The organism is Clostridium sp. CM042 (assembly GCF_055080995.1).
On the sequence record NZ_CM143646.1, the window covers coordinates 3,558,646 to 3,576,978 of the forward strand.

An 18,333-nucleotide genomic window follows, 5' to 3' on the forward strand; every position below is an offset into this window, starting at 1 on the left:
AAAGAGATGATAACTAGTTATAAACAGCTCACAGGGAAATATTTGAAGAAAAATAAAAAAAGAACCGCACTTACGATTATTGGAATAATGCTATCAGTTGCACTTATATCAACAATAGGACTTTACTTTAAAGGAATGCAGGATGCTCAGATACAGTATGCTAAAAATAGTGGAGGTTCTTTCCATTTAGCATTTCAAAAAACAGATGAAAAGTTAATTTCTAAAATAGTTAATAATCCTAAAGTGTCTAGGTTTGGATTGTATACTATAAGTAAAGAAATAAAGATAAGTGATAAATTAGCTGTTAACGTAATAACGGCAACAGACAAGGCTTTAGAACTTTTGCCATATAAAGCAAAGATTGGGAGATTACCAGAAAAAGAAAATGAAGTAGCAATGGAAAAGTTGGTATTATCATCTATTGATAAAAACGCTAAAGTAGGAAATAAAATTAAAGTTAACAATAAGGAATATATTCTTGTTGGGATACTTGAGGATAATGTACAAAATCAAAAAGATGGTAGCGGAGTAATTTTATCTAAAAATAATAATATTAATAAAGATAATGCACCGTTACTTGTAGAAATAAGCTCAAAAACAAACTTAAAGACTGCAGCTCACGAATTAAAGCAGTTAGGTGAGAAAGATACCGTTATGGAAAACAGCTATTTGCTACAAATGCAGGGAGCAGGAGATTCTGGTTCAAGTCTTGGAGGATTATATGTAACCCTAGCAATAATAATCGGAATAGTTTTAATTTCAACTATAGCAGTAATATATAACTCATTTCAAATAAGTGTTGTTGAAAGAATTAAACAGTTTGGGCTTTTAAGAGCAGTGGGAACTACTCCAAGACAAATTAGAAAGATTGTCCTAAGAGAAGCAACAATACTAGCAGTAATAGCTATTCCATTAGGACTAGTATGCAGCATTATAGCTATCTATGGAATAAGTATTGCATTTAAATTAATTGGTGCAGATTCAGTTATGCCTATGAAAATCTCTATATCACCTATGGTTTTAGGCATAAGCGCAGCAGTAGGTCTTGTAGCAATTTATATATCAGCACTCGTGCCAGCATATTTCGCAGGCAGAATTTCACCACTGAATGCTATAAGTGGTAGAACTTCTATAACAAAGGAGAAAATAAAAAGAAGAAAGAACAGAGTTATTCAAAGAATATTTGGGTTTGAAGGAGCAATGGCTGCTAAAAACATTAAGAGAAATAGAAAAAGATATAGAATAACTGTTTTTTCAATAGTAATAAGTGTGGTGTTATTTGTCACTTTTAAATCCTTCATGGATATGTCACTTAATATATCATCCGATCTTAATGAATCAAAAAACATTCATTTCACAGTTATGAGAAGTAATGATGAGAATGGAACAGAAAACTTCATAAACAGTAAAATAGAAGATGATATTAAAGAACTGAAGTCAGTTGATAAGGTATATAGAGTATTCAATCCATATTGTTTCGATATGACAATAAGTAAAAACAGTGAAGTTAAGAAAATTCAAGATATGAAAAATATATACAAAAAAACAACTTTAGATGGAGTGGAGAAAACCCTTATAGAAAGTTCCATTTCAATTTATGATAAGGATTCACTAGAAGTTTCTAAAAAATATCTAAAGTCAGGAAATATTGATATAGAAAAACTAAATAGTGAAAATGGAGTAATCTTAATTAACAAAAATAGAGTATATGATGAAAATACAAAGAAAGTGTATGTTGGACCACTAGCAGATATAAAAGTAGGAGATGAAATAGACCTACAATATGATGCTTCTTTTAATGGGGGTTTTTCTAATAAAGCAAAGGTTGAATTTGGCAAGGGCAAAGTTAATAAAGTAAAGGTTATGGCAATTATTAATGAACCGTTTAACTATTTGGGATCTTCAAATGGATTAAAAATAATCACAACAGAGGAAATGGGAAAGAAATTAACAAATATTAAGGATTTTAAACCTGCAAGCTTAAACATAGTTCTTAAAGATGTAAAAAATGAAGATGCAGCGAAAATAGGGATAGAAAATGTTATAAAAACAAATAATTCTTTAACTGTAATAAATAATATAGATTCTAATAGAAAAGAAAAATCCTATATGTTAATGGTGAAAATATTATTGTATGGATTTGTACTAGTGGTTTCATTAATAGGAAGTGTTAATATTATAAATACATTAACAACAAATATTATCTTGAGAAAAAGAGAGTTTGCTACATTAAAATCCATAGGGCTAACTCAAAAAGGTTTAAAGAAAATGATTGTGCTAGAAGGACTTCTCTACGGCATTGTTGGTGCTTTATACGGCTGTATAATAGGCTGCGGCATATCTTTTATGATGTTCAAATCAATGAGTTTAGTTAGAGAGTTTGGATGGATGGTGCCATGGGAGGCAATAGCTATTGCGGGAACCTTCTCTATAGTAATAAGTTATATTTCAGTATTATCACCACTATCAAGAATAAAAAAAGAGAATTTAATCCAAGCAGTTAGAGAAGATTATTAATAATCTTCTCTGTTTTTTATTATATAGTAGATTATGAATTTTTTTTAACATGCGTTCTTAAAGCTTTAACAGCTAAAAATATTATAAATATACTAAATACTGGAATTGATGCAGAGAATAACATCCCCATTTTTTTAACACTCCTTAAATTTGTAGCGTAATATTATATAAGTACTTGTTAAATTACAGTTTGTATGTATAATAATTGTAACACGAATTCCAATGAAATAGAACAAGTAGGTAAGAAATTCTATATATGTTAGCTTTAAATTAAGACATAATTGAGGTATTATTAATATTACAGCATCGAAGATAATGATTTAATACTTAACAATATTTACAGTGAGGTGAACGATATGAATAGGTTATTATTAGTTGAAGATGATGAGTCGTTAGCTCTTGGAATAGAGTTTTCTCTAAAAGATGGTGGATACGAAGTTTTTAGAGCCGCAACAGTAGAAGATGGAAAAAATTTATTCCATTTAGAGAAGTTTGATTTGATTTTATTAGATGTTAATTTACCCGATGGAAATGGATATGAATTATGTAAGTATATAAGGAGCAAAAGTGATGTGCTCATAATATTTTTAACAGCCTTTGATGATGAGGTTAATATAGTTCAGGGGCTTGAAATAGGTGGAGATGATTATATAACAAAGCCTTTTCGCGTAAGAGAACTTTTATCAAGAATAAAGGCATTAATAAGGCGAAACTCTAAAAATATATCTATAGAAAATACAATGAAAAGTGAAAATATATTAGTAGATAATATAAAAGGAACAGTAAGGAAAAATGGTGAAGTCATAAATCTCACGGCGCAAGAATATAAGCTTTTATTAATATTTATGAATAAGCCTAATGTTTTAATGAAGAGGGAGGAGATATTGTGTGAATTATTAGAAGGAGAAAATCCTTTCTTTGATGAAAATACACTATCTGTTTATATTAAGAGGATAAGGGATAAAATAGAGGACAATCCCAGGGAACCTCGATATATAGTTAATAAACGTGGGCTAGGATATAAGTGGAATAAGGATGTTGCAGCACCTGCGGTGATGAATAAGGAGTAGATTAGTATGAAAAGGTATTTTGTTAATCCTGAACTCAAAATAAGCACAGCTGCTGTTTTGGTTTTAATGACTTTATTTTTAATAATTACATCTTTGTGTTTAAAATTACATCACGATAACTTAAAGGCTGATTATATAAAAAGCTTGGGGGCAATCGCTGAAAGAATAGTTGCGAAAAATCCGGAAATGGAAAAGGAAATTATACCTCTTATTACAAAAGAAGTTTCCAGGGAAGAAGCTATAAAGGGAAGTGCTTTTTTAAAAAAATATGGGTTAAGCGAGGATTTAGAGAATGAACTTTTCCCATATGTGAGCCAAACTATTATAAAGAATAACTACACAATTATTTTCATTTTTATTTTTATGGCTGCTATATTATTTACGCTTAATTATTTTCAATATAGTTTTCTTTATAAAAGGATAAGAAGATTAACTCTCGCTGCAAAGAAGGTGGTTGATGGGGATTATGACATAGCCATGAATGAAGATCGCGAAGGGGATTTCTCGAAGCTCGCAATTTCTTTTAATTCTATGAGAAAAATCATTAGAAATAATTTAAGTGAGCTTGGACGAGAAAAACAATTTTTAGTGGATTTATTATCAGATATATCCCATCAGCTAAAAACTCCACTTTCATCTGTAATTTTATATAACGATATTATGGTTACAAAGGAGCTACCTCGAAAGCAGAGATCAACATTTTTATTAAATAATCAAAACCAACTAGAAAAGATGAACTGGCTCATAAAGAATATACTTAAGCTTGCTAAACTGGACGCTAAAGCAATAGAGATTGTCAAAGAAAAACAAAGCTTAAATGAAACCCTGCAAGATTCAATAGAAGCTTTAGAAAGTAAGGCAAATAATTGCCAGGTTAAGATTATTTTTAAAGAAAAAGAAGAGATAAATTTTCAGCATGATAGATTGTGGCTTCAAGAGGCACTTATTAACATTATTAAGAATGGTATAGAACATACTCATCCCGGTGGAGCCATAAATTTGGAGCTTATGGAAAACCCTTTGTATACAAGAATTATAATAGAAGATACAGGAGAAGGGATAAGTGACACGGATTTACCAAACATATTTAAAAGGTTTTATAAAGCAAAAACCTCCAAGAAAAGCGATTCCATTGGAATAGGACTAGCCCTTTCAAAATCAATAGTTGAAGCACATAATGGAATAATTGAAGTTCGAAGTAAGGTTGACATAGGAACCAGATTTATTATTACATTTATTAAATGGTGAATGCAAAGCAACAAAAAGTGGTAATGCCCATCATTATCCAGTATTTTATGATATAATAATTTTTATGGGTATTTTGAGTCTTGGAGGATTAAAATGAAAAAACTATATACAGACATATATGATAATATAAAAAAGAATATTGTTAAAGGTATTTATACACCAGGGGAAAAACTTCCCTCAGAGAATGACTTTTGCAAAGAGTATGGGGTAAGTCGTGGTACTGTTAGAAAAGCTTTGGAGATGCTTGCTGAGGAAGGATTTGTCAATAGCCTTCATGGTAAAGGGGTATTTGTTTTAGAAAATAATTTTATTGCATTTTCAGTTGGTGGTCTAGTTAGTTTTAAGGAAGCTAGTGTAAGTAGTAAGCAAAAGTTTATTACTACAGTGCCTGAATTTCAGAAAGTTATAATTGATGAAGCAATAAATAAAAAAAGTAATTTAGATATAGGAAAAGAAGCTTTTAAATTTTATAGAGTGCGTAGTTTAGAAAATGAGCGAATAATTTTTGATATTAATTATTTTTTAAAAGATGTAGTGCAAGGATTAACAAAAGAAATTGGAGAGAAATCCATTTACGAATATATCGAAGAAAGCTTAAATTTAAAAATAGGTTTTGCTAATAAAATTATACAAGTTGAAACTGCTAATTCAAGAGATAAATTAAATTTAGATATGAAATCTTATAATTTTGTTGTTGTTGTTAAAAATTACGTATATTTAGCTGATGGAAATCAATTTGAATATACAGAATCACGCCACCGCCCAGATCGTTTTGTGTTTACTGATTTTGCGCGTCGCCGATAAGGCGGTTTTTTTTATTCTTTTTTAACGACATTTCAATATGCGAAGTTCTATTTAAGATTGTTATGTTAAGAGGAGCTGAAATAGATGATCGGTATTCACATTAATAATCTTCATGGAATTCGTATCAATGGCTGCATAATTGGCATATTATTTGGTTATTTCAATATAATATCTTGAACATAATGGATACATTGATAATATTATAAAATATGGTTCTTTATTTGTGTTGAAAATCTAGAGTAAAAAATAAAGGGGGAGATTATATGTGTTTAGATAATATAAATACCTCAAAATCTTCAAAAATTCAATATTTATATTCTAATCATAGGGAAATAGGTTATCCTGTTTTGAAAGACATGTTTCAAAGAGGCATAGCTCAGCATGGGCTAAGTAATGAAAATGATGAATTTTTAGATATTACTTCCATACTTTTAATAAAGATTCATAAGGATAAAACAATTTTACCAATTATAGTAGACATGATTTTTTTTAGAAACAGAAAAGGTCTTTTTACTCATGATTTAATCTGGGCTTTTTTTCAAGCAAGAGATCCATATAGTTTAATGTTAATCGCAAATTATTTAGGCTCAGAGGACGTAAATGATGTTGAATTAGCATGCAAACTTTTAGACTTTGTACCGTCCATAGATATGACTATGGGAAAAGTTAGTGAAAAACAATATATAGCTTTTTTTAATTGGATTGAGGAGAATTATCCCTTTTTATATTTTACTGGGGAAAGTTTTCATAGAACCAGTAAGCCTATACCCTATATCGTAGATTTAGATGCCAAATATCTGTGTAGATGGATATCACTTAATACTGGAAAACCATTTATACCATACAATGAAAAAGAAAATAATTTATTGGGTTATTTTAACAACCTAGATGAGGATAATAAGCTACTGCTATCAAGATGCTCACTTAGAATACAGCATGAAAACATATATTTATGGAAATCATGGATTAACCATTCCATAACTAATCAAATAAGCATTGCTAAAGCTAGGTTAAGATATTAGCAATCTATAATTATTAATCTCAATATATGGAATATAGGGAGGCTAGTAAATGATAATAATTCCAGGCACTATTTTTAAAGTTGATACTTTTATAAATGAATATAAACTCAATAATATTGAAAAAGATATCATTAATAAGATGGATTTAAGCAAAGGAAAGTATGAGTATAATTCATTAACTCAATTACAGTTTGAGTTAAAATTACGAAATAATATTGTTATTGCTGCTAAAAAACTCAATGAAGGCAATATGTCCTTTAGAACCTTTCGTAAATCAATGTGTAATCTTGATTATTGGGATCGTACTGATGAAGGTGGATTTATATTAAAAAAAGGGATAGCTCCCAGTGCGGCTATTAAGGATATTTCTATAAATAGTTCAAAATATGGTACTGAATGTGCTACCGCAATTGTTATTATTTATTATCAAGCATTGCTTAATATATTCGCAGACAAACTTTTCAATGATTTATTTCCCAAAATACATTTAATGAATTGGCATTATCTAGATAGTTTGATTGAGAGTGCAGGTTATTTAGAAAAACGAAGTGATTATTTAGCAGGGGATAGAAGATACTTTTATAACCCTGATGTAAATCCAATAACACCTGAATGGCAAGGAGAAAATGTTATAGACCTAGGTAATGGGTTTTATTTTGGACACGGTATAGGCATCGGAAATGCTGATGAAATAATTAGTGAATTAAATAAATTTAGGATAGAGGAAGCAAAAACATCCGCTTATTTCTTAGATTCAGCTGCACGTCTGGATTTTAAAGATTTAGCCGACATATATTATAAATTTCTTTCATCCTCTACCAATTAAAATTCCAATTGGACTTAAAAGTACAAAATGCTATAATATACACAATCATGCAAGTGATATAAAAGCAGATAAAATAACAGTTGATATATTGCAAAGAAGAATGAAAATATAAAGAAAGTCCTCAAGTGATTTAAAATGGATCCTATATGATAGACACTAAAAAAGTCTATTCATATGGGATTTTTTTTTGTACAATTAAATTAGAAAGGTTGTGAGCATTATGAGTAAAAAAGTATTTACTAATGAACAAATTTTAGCGCTCTCAAAAAACAGATATATTAAACGAGTTAGTGAAAAAGGAATTACATATACAGATGAGTTCAAATCCTTATTTGTAGCTGAGCATATAATGGGGAAATTATCGTCTCAGATTTTTCAAGATGCAGGGTTCGATATAGAAACACTTGGTAATACTAGAATCAAGTCTTCTAGTAAGAGGTGGCGCAAGGCTTATAAGGAATCTGGCGAATTAGGCCTTAGAGATACTAGAAAATTCAGCAGTGGACGCCCACTTAAACGTGAATTAACCCTAGAAGAAATAATCACAAGAAAAGATGCTGAGATTGAATACTGGAAGGCAGAAGCAGAACTATTAAAAAAAATCGAGCTGCAAGAAAGGCAGGTGAAAAACGGTAGTTTAAGGATCTCTTCAATTTTTGCACTTATTCAGAACATTCTCTCTAAATCTAAATATAAAAATATGATTAGACATCTATGTGGTGTAATTGGAGTATCAAGATCAGGTTATTATAATTACCTAAAATCAGAATCTACACGTAATATTCGAGAACAAAGAGATTTACAATTAAGGAAAATAGTTCTTAAGGCATTTGAACATAGGGGTTACAAGAAGGGTTCACGTTCTATTAAGATGGTACTCGAGCAAGAGTTCAATTTAATTATTAATAGAAAATGTATTCAAAGAATTATGCGTAAATATAATATCAAATGTCCAATTAGGAAAGCAAATCCTTATCGTAGGATGATGAAAGCAACTCGAGAACATACTGTTGTACCAAATCTTTTAAATAGAAAATTCAAACAGGACATAGCTGGAAAGGTTTTGTTAACGGATATCACTTATATGCCATATGGAGCTTCTTGTATGGCTTATTTATCAACAATTAAAGATGCTTCTACAAACGAAATACTTTCATACCACCTGTCTAAGCGCATTACATTAGATATTGCAACGGAAACGATTGAAAGATTAATTAGACGTCATAAGAAATTATTGACTTCAGAATCGTTTATACATTCTGATCAAGGGGCTCATTATACCAGTCCCAAATTTCAAAAACTACTTAAAAAATATAAACTTGGACAGTCAATGTCTAGAAGAGGAAACTGTTGGGACAATGCCCCACAAGAATCATTTTTTGGTCATATGAAGGATGAGATTGACTATAAAAGTTGTGATACATTTACTGATTTACAGAATCTAATTGATAATTATATGGATTATTATAACAACTATAGATATCAATGGGGATTAAAAAAGTTGACTCCTGTACAATACAGAAATCAACTTTTAGTTGCATAGTCTTTTTTAAATGTCCTTGACATAGGATCCATTTTAATTGAAAACCAATCATTCGAGGGCTTTTTTGAATAAGCATAAATTCTTATTCAAATGGGGAATAGTTATACAAATTATAGCAAATCATAAAAGGGGGGGGGGCAATATGGACGAGGATTTAATAGCGAAAAATGAATTGCTTGAGGTCATGAATATTTCATTAGATGGTTCGGCACAAATGTTTTCACCACAGTTAGCGGATGTATTTTTAAGTGATGGCGAGTTATTAGAAAAAAGCTTAAAATTAATATTTAATAATTATTCTTTAATATAGAAAAATGTGAGGCGATAATCATGGAAAAGATGAATAATTATGATATAAAAATAACATGGTAGTGATAATCGGTTACATTTTTTCGATTAAATCTATTGACTAACTTGTATATATAAGTTAATATAAAAACAAGAGAAACTTGTATAGACAAGTTGAAATGAATTCTTAAGAGAGAAATGAATTAAAGTTAAGGAATTATAATTGAAGGGGGGAATTTATATGAGCAAATTTACAGAAGATTCAAAACGATTATTAGAATGCATCGGTGGGAAAGAAAATATTGTAGCGGTATCCCATTGTGCAACTCGCATGAGATTTGTATTAAAGGATAATAAAAAAGCAGATGGTAAAAAGATTAAAAGTATTAAATCAGTAAAGGGCACTTTTATGCAAGCTGGACAATTTCAGGTTATTATAGGAAATGAAGTACCTGATTTTTACAATGAATTTGTAAACGTTTCGGGAGTGGAGGGGGTTAGTAAAGATAAGGTAAAGGTGAAATCAAAAGGTAATATGAACTTTATTCAAAGAATGCTTGCTAATTTGGCAGAAATATTTACACCTCTTATTCCGGCACTTGTAGTTGGAGGTTTGATATTGGGTTTTCGTAACGTAATAGGGGATATTAAATTTCTTGAAAATGGGACTAAAACAATAACTCAGATGTATCCATTTTGGGGTGGAGTTCATTCTTTATTGTGGTTAATTGGTGAAGCTATATTTAACTTTTTACCAGTGGGGATAACTTGGGCTATTTCTAAAAAGATGGGAACAACACAAATACTCGGAATTGTATTAGGTCTTACTCTAGTATCACCTCAGTTATTAAATGCTTATGATGTAGCAGGTACTGCTATGGATAAAATTCCATTTTGGGATTTTGGGGTCTTTCACATTCAAATGATAGGTTATCAAGCACAAGTTATACCAGCAATTATGGCAGGATTTCTTTTAGCGATACTCGAAAAAAATGTTCGAAAAATTGTTCCAGAATATATATCGATGATAGTGGTACCATTTCTTTCATTAGTGCCAACTGTAATAATAGCGCATACTGTTTTAGGCCCAATAGGTTGGGCAATAGGTTCAGCTATATCAAGTGTGGTATACACTGGTTTAACTTCTGCTTTTGGGTGGTTATTTGCAGCAGTGTTTGGATTCTTTTATGCACCACTCGTAATTACTGGACTTCACCATATGACAAATGCTATAGATCTACAACTTATGGCTGAATTTGGTGGAACAAATTTATGGCCAATGATTGCACTGTCCAATATCGCTCAAGGCTCTGCAGTTATGGCAATGATACGTATAAATAAAAAGAATAAACCAGAAGAAGAACAAGTATCAATTCCAGCAGCTATTTCTTGTTACCTTGGAGTAACTGAGCCAGCTATATTTGGTATTAACTTAAAATACGTATATCCATTCTTAGCAGCTATGGTAGGTTCGGCAATTGCAGGCGTAATATCAGTTAGTTCAGGAGTTATGGCAAATTCAATTGGTGTTGGTGGACTTCCTGGTATACTATCTATTAAACCTAAATATATGTTGATTTTTTCACTAGCAATGGTAGTGGCAATTGTGGTTCCATTTATATTAACACTTATACTTTCTAAAACAAAATTTGCAGCAAAATTTACACCAGAGGATTAGTAGTAAATAAATATAATTTATAATGCATATAAAGGGAAGATGATTTAATATAAATTCGGTTATATGCATTCATTTAAAGGAGTATTAAGATTTATGAAAGATTTTAAGAAGAGTGTGGTTTATCAAATATATCCTAGATCATTTAAGGATTCAAATGGAGATGGAATTGGTGATTTAAAAGGTGTTACGCAAAAATTAAATTATTTAAAAGACCTAGGAGTAGACTATATATGGATAACTCCATTTTATAGTTCACCTCAAATAGACAATGGTTATGATGTAGCAGATTATCGCACTATTGATAGTAGTTTTGGTACTATGGAAGATTTTGAGGAAATGGTTTTAGAAGCTAAAAAATTAGGAATTGACATTATGCTAGACATGGTATTTAACCATACGTCTACAGAGCATACATGGTTTAAAAAGGCAATGAATGGTGATGAGAAATATAAAAATTACTATATATTTAAAGAAACTAAGAATGGGAATAAGCCAACAAATTGGGATTCAAAGTTTGGTGGTACGGCTTGGGAATATGTAAGTGAATTTGATGAATATTATTTGCATTTGTTTGATAAAACTCAAGCAGATCTTAATTGGAAAAATGAAGAATTAAAACAAGAAGTGTTCGATGTGGTTAATTTTTGGATAAAAAAAGGAGTAAAGGGCTTTCGATTTGATGTAATTAATTTAATTTCAAAACCAGAAAAATATGAAGATGATTATATAGGTGATGGTCGCCGTTTTTATACAGATGGTCCTAAAATTCATGAATATTTAAAAGAACTTAACAAAAAAACATTTGGAAAATGTGAAGATATTATTACAGTTGGAGAAATGTCTTCAACGACTATAGAAAATTGTATTAAATATTCAAATCCGCAGGAAAAAGAACTATCAATGGTATTTAATTTTCATCATCTTAAAGTTGATTATAAAAATGGCGATAAGTGGAGTTTAATGGATTTTGATTTTAAAAAGTTAAAACAAATTATAGCTGATTGGCAGGTTGGAATTGAGGAAAGCAATGGATGGAATGCTTTGTTTTGGTGTAATCATGATCAGCCACGTATTGTGTCTCGTTTTGGAGATGATAAAAAATACCATAGTGAATCTGCAAAAATGCTGGCAACAACATTGCATTTATTAAGAGGAACACCTTATATTTATCAAGGGGAAGAGCTGGGCATGACAAACCCATACTTTGATAAAATTGAATTATATAAAGATGTAGAGTCAATTAATTGTTACAATATTTTAAAAGCGCAAGGCACAGATGATAAAGAAATAACAAAAATATTGCAATCAAAATCAAGAGATAACGCGCGTACTCCGATGCAATGGAATGATAATACGAATGCTGGTTTTACAACAGGCTCGCCACATATATCAATAAGTAACAATTACAAAGAAATAAATGCCCAGAAGGCTTTGAAGGATGAAAATTCTATTTTTTATCACTATAAAAAACTCATACAACTTAGAAAAGAATATGATGTAATTGCTTATGGTAATTTTAAGATTATAATAAAAGATGATTCCCAGATATTCGCTTATATGCGTTCATGGAAGGCTGAGAAAATTTTAGTTATAAATAATTTTTATGGGAAAGAAGCTACTTTTAATTTACCAGAAGATTTATTGCTTAAAGGGGAATCAACCATTTTGATATCTAATTATAAAGATACAGTAAATAACATCAAAAAATTAACTTTAAGACCATATGAATCTATTGCTTTTTATATAAAATAGAAGTTTTAAAAATAGAGAATTTTCAAAACGCTTTGCTCCATATATGGGCAAAGCGTTTATATTTTTATTAGTAATTATAATAGATATTATAGAAATACTACTGTTACAGCTTAACATTAGATTTTTATCGAAATCTTGGACATTTTATATTGAAATCTACAAGGGGAAATTTACGCTTCAGTTTTTCTTTACATGACTTAGAATCAGTGGTAAGATTATTTTTTATGTCGTGTTTACTGCAATTATTTATACTAAGAGAAGCTAGTAGCACACCTAAAATGGGTGTGTGTTGTTTCGTCTCTATCTTAAACTATAGGAGGAAAAAAATATGAAAAAACTAATGAGCAAGTGGAATCAGATGAGTCTAGTAAAACAAATAATTATAGGGTTGATTATTGGTATTATCTTGGCTGTAACAATTCCTGAGCAAGCAAAACCAATCGTAATTTTCGGTTCTTTATTTGTAGGTGCTTTGAAAGCGATTGCACCTATGTTGGTCTTGTTCTTGGTTATATCTGCCATATCTCAACACAAGAGTGGTCATCAAACCAATATAAAATCTGTTATCGGCCTTTATATTTTAGGAACATTCTTGGCCGGACTTGTGGCGGTTGTTGCAAGCTTTATGTTCCCTGTAACCCTAATACTTACAGAAGGTGTTAAAAATGTTACGCCTCCTGGAGGTGTCGTAGAAGTGCTTAAAGCATTATTACTTAATGTTGTTGATAACCCAGTAAAAGCACTTTTTAATGCCAATTATATCGGTATATTGTCTTGGGGGTTAGTTCTTGGGTTAGCTTTAAAAAATGCGGCCAATTCTACAAAAACAATGATTACTGATGTTTCAGATGCAGTAACCGAAATGGTTAGATGGGTAATAAACTTTGCACCACTAGGTATAATGGGTCTCGTATTTGATGCTATTGCTACAAATGGAGTAAAGGCATTACTAGGCTATGGACAATTACTTGCAGTTCTGATTGGCTGTATGGTCTTTGTGGCTCTTGTTGTCAACCCAATCATTGTGTACGTAAATATTCGTAAAAATCCATATCCACTTGTGCTTATGTGTTTAAAGGAAAGTGCTATTACTGCATTCTTTACACGTAGCTCAGCTGCAAACATTCCTGTAAATATGAGCTTGTGTGAAAAACTAGGGTTAGATAAGGATACATATTCGGTATCTATTCCATTAGGTGCTACGATAAATATGGCTGGTGCAGCTGTTACCATTACTGTTTTGACCCTTGCAGCAGTAAATACGCTTGGAATTAAAGTGGATATCCCTACTGCATTTATCCTCAGCATACTTGCGGCTGTAAGCGCTTGTGGCACTTCAGGCGTAGCAGGTGGGTCGATATTACTAGTTCCTCTAGCAGCTAGCTTATTTGGAATCCAAAATGATATTGCTATGCAGATAGTTGGTGTAGGATTTATCGTAGGTGTGCTGCAAGACTCTTGCGAAACGGCACTTAACTCATCCACAGATGCACTTTTCACAGCAACAGCTGAATTTGCTAAGTGGCGTAAAGAGGGAAAAGAAATCGACATCAATAAGGTGGCGTAAAGAAGGAAAAAAATCATTATAAATAAATAGAAATTAAATTATGGCATTGTCTTTACACATATTGAAGCCCCTTATCGCAGTTTATAATCTACGATAAGGGGTTTTCTCTTTTGAATGAACGGTGTAATATTAAGGGTAAATAATGAGAAAGCTAAAAACAAAAGCAAGGAGAGCGATACAGAAGATAATGGTGGTATGGCGAAGATTAGTAAAATGATGTATATTAGTATTATATAGTGGGCTTATAGCTCGCTATTTTATAATGGAAGGAAAGTGGTATTTTGAAGAATTTTAAAATTCTTTTGGTGGAAGATGAAAAGCAAATGGCAATGTTTATTGAGATGGAATTAAATCATGAGGGATATAAAGTCGACGTAGCATATGATGGACGCGATGGCCTAAATTTATATGAGACAAAGGAGTATGATTTAATGCTTCTTGATATAATGATACCGGGACTCAATGGAATAGAGGTTTGTAGAAGAATAAGACAATGCTCCCAGATCCCTATAATTATGATTACTGCAAAAAGTGATATAGCAGATAAGGTTTTAGGACTGGATGTAGGTGCAAATGATTATCTCACAAAACCATTTGCAATAGAAGAACTATTAGCAAGAATTAGGGTGTATCAAAGAGATAAATCTATAAATAATAAGACTGATGAGATTAAAGTAAAAGATATAGTTATGGATAATAGAGCTCATAATGTTAAGAGGGGCAGCAAAGAAATTGAACTTACGAAAAAGGAGTTTGACCTTTTAGAAATTCTAATAATAAACAAAAATGTTGTGCTTACAAGAGCACAATTAATTGAGAAGGTATGGGGTTATGACTATATAGGGGATACTAATGTAGTAGATGTTTTTATAAGATATTTACGATGTAAAATTGATGATGGATTTGAGGATAAACTTATAACCACTATAAGAGGGGTAGGATATGTTGTTAAAGGTGATTAACTATGAATTCTAAAATTATGAATTCTAAAATTGTTAAAAGTGCAAAGATTTCTTTGAAATTAACTATAGCTTATGCTGTAATGTTCTCATTAGTATTACTTATTTTAAATGCCTCAATTCTATACGGAATAAAATATTACTTGTATGGTCAGGCAAATAGACAAATAGAAGATGTCAAAATAGTTCTAAATAAGGTTATGTCTCGAAATGAACATGTAGATTTGTCAGATAAAGAAGTGATTTCAGATGTCCCGTTTAAACAAAATATATCAATAAGAATACTACAAAAAGATGGAAAAGTACTAAACAAATCAAATGAATTTAATTATAATATTACAATTAAAGAACCTTTTGATAAAATAAAAAAAATTAAAGATTACGATAAGCACTTAGTATATAAAAATTTAAAAATTGAAACTAAAGAATATGGCTTCGTCTATATTCAAATAGTTAAGTATATGGATAATGAGTATGGTTTTATGAAAATTCTATTTGTTTTGATGGCAATAGCTGATTTTATAGGTATGATTGCTTCAATTATATTAGGTTACAGTATAAGTAAAAAAATGTTGAAACCTATAGATCAAATAACTAAAGCTGCTGATAATATTAGCATTAATAATTTAAAGGGAAGAATTGAGGTAACTGGACCTGATGATGAACTTAAAAGATTAGGTAATACTTTTAACAAAATGATACATAGGCTTAAGGAATCATTTAATAGGCAAATTCAGTTTGTATCTGATGCTTCGCATGAACTTAGAACCCCCATTGCAGTTATCCAAGGTTATGCAAACTTACTTGATAGATGGGGGAAAGATGACAGAGAGGCCTTAGAAAAGTCTATTTATGCTATTAAGTTAGAGGCTAGTAATATGGAAAACTTAGTGGAAAAACTATTATATCTTGCAAAGGGTGATAGTGGAAATCAAAAAATAGAGAAAAAAAACTTTCGGCTTAATGATCTTATTAATGAAGTGGTGAGAGAAAGCAGGCTTATAGATGATAACGGACATATAATATCAAGTGATAAAAATGATACTGTTAGTATATGTGCAGACTATAAAATGATAAAGCAGATGATTAGGATATTCATTGAAAATTGTATTAAATTCACACCCAAACAAGGTAAGATTGATATAAGTTCAGAGATTCAGAATAAAACAGTAAAAATTACTGTTAGTGATAGTGGCATAGGAATACCAAAAGAGGAAATTAAAAGTATATTTGAAAGATTTTACACCGTAGATAAATCTAGATCTAAAGAAAGTGGTGGCACAGGCCTTGGACTATCTATTGCTAAATGGATTGTAGATGTACATGGAGGCAGGATATATGCAGAAAGTGAGGAAGGAAAGGGAACAAAAATGATTGTTACATTAGAAATAGCAATGTAGTTAGGGGTATAAAACTTATATTACAATATTAAATCATCTCCTACGGAGCTGCACAGCTTCGAAGAAGATGAATTGACGACTTCAGATTTATCTGTTATGTAGGTGTTTTTCATTATACCATATTAAAATTCTTAAACTAAACCTAAGACTTTTTTAATCTGATTTTAATCTTATCAATATATAATATGATAAAAGTTATATAACGATAGGGGAAAAACCTGAGTATTTTAATGAATGTTATAAATGGAATAATGCATATCGATAGTTATTCATAAAAGAAAATAGAAAAACAAGGAGAAATGATGAAAATGATGAAGATAATATCATTAATACAGAAATTTGATAGTTCCATATTATTGTATATAAAAGATAATATGCATGGAACTATAATGGATAAAGTAATGGTCGGTATTACATCATTAGGTGATAATGGAGCTATATGGATTATAATAGCAATTATATTGATGATTAGTAAAAAATATAGAAAAATAGGTTTCATGGCTTTAGTAGCGTTATTACTAAGCACAATTTTAGGAGAAGGAATATTAAAACATGTAGTTCACCGTATAAGACCATCAGCAGATATATCAGCAGTTGACCTTTTAATTGCAAAGCCCTTATCCTATTCATTTCCGTCAGGGCACACTACATCTTCATTTGCAGTTGCAGGAGTATTAGCAAAATGTTTTAAAGAATATGCACTTGAATTTTTCAGTTTAGCTTCTTTAATAGCTTTCTCAAGATTATATTTATATGTTCATTATCCTACAGATGTTTTAGGGGGTATAATGTTAGGGCTCATATGCAGTGGAATAATAATTTGCTTGTTTACTAAAGTAAATAATTATAATAAGGCGAGCATATAGTAAGACGGGTTAGGCCTTGAATCTTTCAGGAAGGATATATGAAAAATATCGCTAGTTTTTATCAGAATATATTATAGAAGGGGTAGTTGAAAATGAATATGGTGTTTTTTAAATCAATAAATAATTTAGCAAATAAGAATATAGCATTAGATTGGATTATGATTTTCTTTGCAAAATATGTGCCTTATATATTTATGGCAGTTATTGCAATAGTATTTATTATAGGAATTATAAAAAATAATTCTGATTATAGAAAAGTTGCTGTTAATACTTTTGTTATTACAGTAATTAATTTAATAATAGCGTTTATCATTGGAGGTATATATTATGTAGACAGACCATTTGTGCATAATAAGGTGAATTTATTATTACCTCATGCGAAAAATGCATCATTCCCAAGTGATCATGTTATAGGAACAATGAGTATAGCATTAGGAATTGAAAAATATAACAAGTTGGTTAGTATAATATTAATAATATTATCAATTATTATGGGCTTTTCAAGAGTATATGTTGGGCATCACTATCCTATGGATGTTATAGGAGCATATGTAATTGTTTTTGTAACAAGTTATATTTATAACCTAAAATTAAGGAGCAAAGTTGAAAAGTTATATGAAATGGTTGAAAAGAAAATAGCAAAAATATTAGGGAGTAAGTCATCATATAATGAAATTTAATATTGAAGCTCCGTAGGAGATGATTTAAATATCATCAATTAGATAATATTTTATCTCCATGTCAACGTCTCAAGTGCAATATGATTGCGATACCAATAGTCCATTCACCATTA

General features: G+C 30.4%; 16 protein-coding genes. All 16 read left to right on the forward strand.

Going from position 1 to position 18,333, the window contains the following annotated elements; genetic code table 11:
- The first annotated feature begins 6 nt into the window (after positions 1-6).
- The 16 genes from ACWJJ7_RS16935 (at position 7) to ACWJJ7_RS17010 (ending at position 18,220) form a co-directional block, all read left to right on the forward strand.
- Positions 7-2,517: an ABC transporter permease gene (locus ACWJJ7_RS16935; RefSeq protein WP_462963121.1), complete on the forward strand. Its 2,511-nt coding sequence runs from the start codon at positions 7-9 to the stop codon at positions 2,515-2,517.
- A 356-nt stretch (positions 2,518-2,873) separates the two neighbouring features.
- Positions 2,874-3,587 (forward strand): response regulator transcription factor, encoded by a 714-nt coding sequence (locus ACWJJ7_RS16940; RefSeq protein ID WP_462963122.1) that lies wholly within the window; start codon positions 2,874-2,876, stop codon positions 3,585-3,587.
- A 6-nt stretch (positions 3,588-3,593) separates the two neighbouring features.
- On the forward strand, positions 3,594-4,835 hold the full coding sequence (locus ACWJJ7_RS16945; RefSeq protein WP_462963123.1) for a HAMP domain-containing sensor histidine kinase: 1,242 nt from the start codon (positions 3,594-3,596) through the stop codon (positions 4,833-4,835).
- Positions 4,836-4,928: 93 nt separating this feature from the next.
- Positions 4,929-5,639 carry a trehalose operon repressor gene (gene treR / locus ACWJJ7_RS16950; protein WP_462963124.1) on the forward strand — a complete coding sequence of 237 codons (711 nt, stop codon included), beginning with the start codon at positions 4,929-4,931 and terminating at the stop codon, positions 5,637-5,639.
- A gap of 263 nt (positions 5,640-5,902) precedes the next feature.
- A complete protein-coding gene (locus tag ACWJJ7_RS16955; protein ID WP_462963125.1) occupies positions 5,903-6,661 on the forward strand; it encodes a hypothetical protein in 759 nt (252 codons plus the stop codon).
- 49 nt (positions 6,662-6,710) lie between these two features.
- Positions 6,711-7,487, forward strand: a complete 777-nt coding sequence (locus tag ACWJJ7_RS16960) for a protein-glutamine gamma-glutamyltransferase (protein WP_462963126.1) — start codon at positions 6,711-6,713, stop codon at positions 7,485-7,487.
- 220 nt (positions 7,488-7,707) lie between these two features.
- A complete protein-coding gene (locus ACWJJ7_RS16965) occupies positions 7,708-9,030 on the forward strand; it encodes an IS3 family transposase (RefSeq protein WP_462961899.1) in 1,323 nt (440 codons plus the stop codon).
- A 142-nt stretch (positions 9,031-9,172) separates the two neighbouring features.
- Positions 9,173-9,340, forward strand: coding sequence for a hypothetical protein (locus ACWJJ7_RS16970; protein ID WP_462963127.1), 168 nt, complete (start codon positions 9,173-9,175; stop codon positions 9,338-9,340).
- Positions 9,341-9,559: 219 nt separating this feature from the next.
- Positions 9,560-10,996, forward strand: coding sequence for a PTS system trehalose-specific EIIBC component (gene treP / locus ACWJJ7_RS16975; RefSeq protein ID WP_462963128.1), 1,437 nt, complete (start codon positions 9,560-9,562; stop codon positions 10,994-10,996).
- Between the two features lie 93 nt (positions 10,997-11,089).
- A complete protein-coding gene (gene treC, locus ACWJJ7_RS16980; protein WP_462963129.1) occupies positions 11,090-12,748 on the forward strand; it encodes an alpha,alpha-phosphotrehalase in 1,659 nt (552 codons plus the stop codon).
- A gap of 328 nt (positions 12,749-13,076) precedes the next feature.
- Positions 13,077-14,315 carry a serine/threonine transporter SstT gene (gene sstT, locus ACWJJ7_RS16985; RefSeq protein WP_462963130.1) on the forward strand — a complete coding sequence of 413 codons (1,239 nt, stop codon included), beginning with the start codon at positions 13,077-13,079 and terminating at the stop codon, positions 14,313-14,315.
- A 114-nt stretch (positions 14,316-14,429) separates the two neighbouring features.
- The gene (locus ACWJJ7_RS16990) at positions 14,430-14,552 is read left to right on the forward strand and encodes a hypothetical protein (RefSeq protein WP_462963131.1); all 123 of its coding nucleotides are present in this window, start codon (positions 14,430-14,432) and stop codon (positions 14,550-14,552) included.
- Between the two features lie 44 nt (positions 14,553-14,596).
- The gene (locus tag ACWJJ7_RS16995) at positions 14,597-15,277 is read left to right on the forward strand and encodes a response regulator transcription factor (RefSeq protein WP_462963132.1); all 681 of its coding nucleotides are present in this window, start codon (positions 14,597-14,599) and stop codon (positions 15,275-15,277) included.
- Positions 15,278-15,279: 2 nt separating this feature from the next.
- Complete coding sequence (locus ACWJJ7_RS17000; protein ID WP_462963133.1) at positions 15,280-16,674, forward strand: sensor histidine kinase; 1,395 nt, start codon at positions 15,280-15,282, stop codon at positions 16,672-16,674.
- Between the two features lie 311 nt (positions 16,675-16,985).
- A complete protein-coding gene (locus tag ACWJJ7_RS17005) occupies positions 16,986-17,540 on the forward strand; it encodes a phosphatase PAP2 family protein (RefSeq protein WP_462965030.1) in 555 nt (184 codons plus the stop codon).
- Positions 17,541-17,632: 92 nt separating this feature from the next.
- Entirely contained in the window at positions 17,633-18,220 is a 588-nt protein-coding gene (locus tag ACWJJ7_RS17010) for a phosphatase PAP2 family protein (RefSeq protein WP_462963134.1), read from the forward strand.
- Positions 18,221-18,333: the final 113 nt, after the last annotated feature.